This is a genomic window from Hymenobacter sp. (assembly GCF_036388155.1).
Taxonomy (GTDB): domain Bacteria; phylum Bacteroidota; class Bacteroidia; order Cytophagales; family Hymenobacteraceae; genus Hymenobacter.
The window spans coordinates 1-4,330 of sequence record NZ_DASVSI010000015.1; the positions used below are offsets into that span (position 1 = coordinate 1).

At 61.7% G+C, this 4,330-nt stretch carries 4 protein-coding genes; all 4 read right to left on the reverse strand.

The annotated features are described in order from the left end of the window. Positions 1–134: 134 nt before the first annotated feature. The 4 genes from VF629_RS02235 to VF629_RS02250 all read right to left on the reverse strand — a co-directional run bounded on the left by VF629_RS02235 (position 135) and on the right by VF629_RS02250 (position 4,241). Positions 135–611, reverse strand: a complete 477-nt coding sequence (locus tag VF629_RS02235; protein WP_331056817.1) for a c-type cytochrome — start codon at positions 609–611, stop codon at positions 135–137. Between the two features lie 12 nt (positions 612–623). After that, complete coding sequence (locus VF629_RS02240; protein WP_331056818.1) at positions 624–1,676, reverse strand: sugar phosphate isomerase/epimerase; 1,053 nt, start codon at positions 1,674–1,676, stop codon at positions 624–626. A 7-nt stretch (positions 1,677–1,683) separates the two neighbouring features. Continuing rightward, a complete protein-coding gene (locus tag VF629_RS02245; RefSeq protein WP_331056819.1) occupies positions 1,684–2,835 on the reverse strand; it encodes a Gfo/Idh/MocA family oxidoreductase in 1,152 nt (383 codons plus the stop codon). 155 nt (positions 2,836–2,990) lie between these two features. Next, a complete protein-coding gene (locus tag VF629_RS02250; RefSeq protein WP_331056820.1) occupies positions 2,991–4,241 on the reverse strand; it encodes a nucleoside permease in 1,251 nt (416 codons plus the stop codon). Positions 4,242–4,330 lie beyond the last annotated feature (89 nt).

The window sequence follows — 4,330 nt, forward strand, 5'->3', positions numbered from 1 at the left end:
GACATCTCGCCTCGGAAAACCAAATACTACCACACGCGAGATGTCTCGGCTGCGCTCGACATGACGGGCTGCTTGATAGCAAATGAGGAACCAGACATTCTCTGCCAAGACGGTCAAATAACGATGGGTGCGACTTATTTCAGGCTCAAAATGTACTTCGACATTTCGCGGGCGTCGGCGTCGGAAATGTTCGGATGGGGCGTCATGGGCACGGCGCCCCAGTTGCCGGCGCCCCCCTTGATGATGCGGCCGGCCAGCATGGCAATGTTGGCTTCGCTGTCGGGGTATTTTTCGGCTACTGCCACGTAGGCTGGGCCAATCAACTTTTCGTTTTCCTTGTGGCAGCTCAGGCAGTCCGACCCCGCAATGAGCTTGGCGCCGGGGGCCAGCAGCCCGCCCGATTTCTCGGTGCCAATTTTGGTGACGCTCGTGTCGATTTGGGGCTGATGGGCCACGGCGGCGAGGTTGGTGCCCGTGGTGCTGTCGGCGCTCAGCTCGGCCGAAGAGGCTTCCTTCTCGCTGCGGGCTTGGTCGGGTCCGTCTTTTTTGTAGCCGCTATCGCAGGCGGCGAGAGTAACACAAAGGCCGAGGAACAGGGTGGTTTTTTTCATGGCTAGCAGGCGTTAAATACCGAGCAAGGTGTTGTTGAGAGTAGGGTTGGGAGGCGTGGCGGCAAAGTCGTCGAAAGCTTTTTCGGTGACCCGAATAATGTGGTCGCGGATGAAGGCGGCGCCTTCGCGGGCCCCGTCTTCCGAGTTTTTGATGGCGCATTCCCACTCCAGCACGGCCCAGCCGGGGAAGTCGTACTGGGCCATCTTGCTGAAAATGGCCTTGAAATCGACCTGCCCGTCGCCCAGCGAGCGGAAGCGGCCGGCCCGGTTCAGCCAGGGCTGGTAGCCGCCGTACACGCCCTGCCGTCCCGTGGGGTTAAACTCCGCGTCCTTGACGTGGAACATGCGGATGCGCTCGTGGTAAATGTCGATGTACTCCAGGTAGTCAAGGCATTGCAGCACGAAGTGCGAGGGGTCGTAGAGCAGGCAGGCCCGCGGGTGCTGCTTTACCTCGTCCAGAAACATCTCGTAAGTCGTTCCATCGTGTAGGTCCTCACCAGCGTGGATTTCGTAGCATAGGTCTACGCCGCATTCGTCAAAGGCGTTCAGAATGGGCGTCCAGCGTCGGCCCAGCTCGGCAAAGCCCGCTTCCACCAAGCCCGCTGGCCGCTGGGGCCAGGGGTACAGCGTGGGCCAGAGCAGCGCCCCGCTGAAGGTGACGTGCGCATTCAGTCCCAGGTTTTGGGAAGCCTTGGCGGCGTATTTCAGCTGCTGCACGGCCCATTTCTGCCGCTCGGCGGGGTTGTTCCGGTAGGCCTCCGGCGCAAAGCCGTCGAACAGTTGGTCGTACACCGGATTTACGGCCACCAATTGCCCCTGCAGGTGCGTCGACAGCTCGGTGATTTCTAGCCCCGCCGCGTTCACGATGCCCTTGATTTCGTCGGCGTAGGTTTTGCTTTCGGCGACCTTTTGCAGGTCGATGAAGCTGGGGTCGTTGGTGGGAATTTGCACGCCCTGGAAACCCAGGTTTTTGGCCCAGGCGCAAATGCCTTCCAAGGTGTTGAACGGCGCTTGGGCGCCCATGAATTGGGCCAGGAAAACGGCGGGTCCTTTGATGGTTTTCATAGGCGGATTAGACAGCGAAATCGGTCCATTTCTGGTCAGAGTGGCCCGAGGCAATGACGTTTTCGATGAAGGCCATGCCCCGAATGCCTTCTGCCAGGCTCGGGTAATCGAGGGCTTCGGGCGGGGCTTGCTGGCCCGTCATTTCGGCTTGCAAGGTCAGGGCGAAGTTGCGGTAGAGGTTGGCGAAGGCTTCGAGGTAGCCCTCGGGGTGGCCGGCGGGCGTGCGGGCATTGTGCTGCGCGAAGGAGCCCACGTAGCCCGTGCCCGTCCGGCGGATTTCGGCGGGCCGGTCGGGCCAGCGCACTAGCAGCGTGTTGGCGTCCACCTGCTGCCAGTCGAACCCGCCCCGGTCGCCGTAGGCCCGGATGCGGACGTTATTCTCCTCGCCGGCCGCCACCTGCGTGGCCACCAGCACGCCGCTGGCACCGCCCGAGAGCTTGAGCAACACGGCCCCGTCGTCATCGAGCCGCCGGCCCGGCACCACGGTATTAATGTCGGCGCACAGTCGTTCCACTTGCAGGCCGGTCACGTATTCCAGCAGGTTGAAGGCGTGCGTGCCGATGTCGCCCATGGCGCCGGCCACGCCGCTGCGGGCGGGGTCGGTGCGCCAGGCCGCCTGCTTGTTGTCGCTGCCTTCTTCAAAGGCACTCAGCCAGCCCTGCGGGTATTCCACATACACCTTGCGGATGGCCCCAAACGTGCCTGCAGCCACCAGTTGCCGCGCTTCTTTCACCATGGGGTAGCCGCTGTAGGTGTGCGTGAGGCACAGCTTTTTGCAGCTGCCGGCCGCCACTTGCTCCAGCTGCTTGGCTTCGGCTAGCGAGAAGGTCATGGGCTTGTCGAGGATGACGTGGAAGCCGCTTTCCAGGGCCTGACGGGCTGGCTCGAAGTGCAGGTGGTTGGGCGTGACGATGGCCACTACCTGCACCCGCTCGGCTTCGGGGCGCTGCTGCTCCTGCTCAAATAGCTCCTGGTAGGAAGCGTACACCCGGCCAGCGGGCAGGCCGAGCAGCTGGCCCGTAGCGCGCGACTTTTCAGCATCGCTGCTGAAGGCGCCCGCGGTGAGTTCGTACAAGCCGTCGAGGGCCGCTGCCATGCGGTGAATGGCGCCGATAAAGGCGCCCTGCCCGCCGCCAATCATGGCAAGTCGTAGTTTCATAGAGGTTGGTAAATGCAAAGGAAGTTCTGCCGGGGGGCCTCACCCCCTAACCCCCTCTCCCGCGGAGAGGGGGCACCGGTCATGCCGCACACGAAAATCGTCAGGCTCCCCTCTCCCTCGGAGAGGGGCAGGGGGTGAGGCCCCCGGCTGAGTTGTTATACTTCAATCCGAGCCTTGGTCTCGGCGAAAGCAAGCTCCTCGGTTTTAGCCGGGGCGTTCTGGTCTTTGAAAAGCAGCAGGAATACGGCCAGCACGGCGGCGGCAATGCCGGCCGGAATCAGCCAGATGGTTTGCCAGTCGTGCAGGTCGCCGGTGGTTTTGTGGGCGTCCACAATCTGGCCCGAGAGGAGGGAGCCTAGGAGCATGCCCACGCCGTAGGTGGCTAGCGTGATAAAGCCTTGGGCAGCGCTCTTTGACTGTTCGCCGGCGAGGTTGTCGGTATAAATCTGGCCGGTGACGAAGAAGAAGTCGTAGCAGATGCCGTGCATCACAATGCCCGCAATCAGCATCCAGTAGGCCGAATTGCCGTCGCCGTAGGCAAAAAATAGGTAGCGCACCACCCATGCCAGCATGCCGATGGCCAGCATTTTCTTCACCCCTAGCCGCACGAAAAACACCGGAATCAGCAGCATGAACAGCACCTCCGATACTTGGCCCAAGCTCTGCACGCCGGCGGCCGATTTCATGCCCACCTCGTTCAGGAAGGGGTTGGTGAAGCCGTAGTAGAACGACAGCGGCACGCAGATGGCGACCGATGCGATGAAGAAAATCAGGTAGGAGCGGTTCTTCAGCAGGCCAATGGCTCCCAGGCCCAGCAAGTCGCCGATGCTGCTTTTGCCTTCTTTCTTAACGGGCGGCGTGGGCGGCAGCGTGAAGCTGAACAAGCCCAGCAGCAGCGACGCACCGGCCGCCATGCGGAACGTGAGCACGAGGTTGCCGCCCTGCTCCCAATTCAGCCAGCCAATGGTGAGGCCGGCGATAATCCAGCCCAGCGTGCCCAGCACCCGAATGGTGGCAAACTCCTTCTGCGGGTTCTGCATCTGCCGGAAGGAAATGGAGTTCACCAACGCCAGCGTGGGCATGTACACAATCATGTAGCTGAGGATGTATGGGTAGAAGGCGCTGAAATCGGTGGCTTGCGACGCCAGCCACAGCAGGCCCGCGCCCAACAGGTGCAGCACGCCCAGAATCTTCTGGGCCGAGAAGAATCGGTCGGCAATCAGCCCGATGACGAAGGGCGCCACAATGGCCCCGATGGACTGCGTGAGGAAGGCCGCGCCCACCTGCGTGGCGGTGGTGTTCAGGCCCTTGAGCAGGTAGGTCCCCAACGTCACAAACCAGGCGCCCCAGATGAAGAACTCCAGGAACATCATCAGGGAAAGCTTAAAGCGAATAGCAGGAGTCATAAGCTGGGAATGGAAGGGCAGTGGAAAAGACAACTCAAAAAAGGACAGCACAAGGCCGTCATGTCGAGCGCAGCCGAGACATCTCGCTC

Coding starts and splice junctions, on each gene's coding strand:
- VF629_RS02240 (WP_331056818.1), bottom strand. CDS start 1,676: ATGAAAACCATCAAAGGACCCGCCGTTTTCCTGGCCCAATTCATGGGC.
- VF629_RS02250 (WP_331056820.1), bottom strand. CDS start 4,241: ATGACTCCTGCTATTCGCTTTAAGCTTTCCCTGATGATGTTCCTGGAG.
- VF629_RS02245 (WP_331056819.1), bottom strand. CDS start 2,835: ATGAAACTACGACTTGCCATGATTGGCGGCGGGCAGGGCGCCTTTATC.
- VF629_RS02235 (WP_331056817.1), bottom strand. CDS start 611: ATGAAAAAAACCACCCTGTTCCTCGGCCTTTGTGTTACTCTCGCCGCC.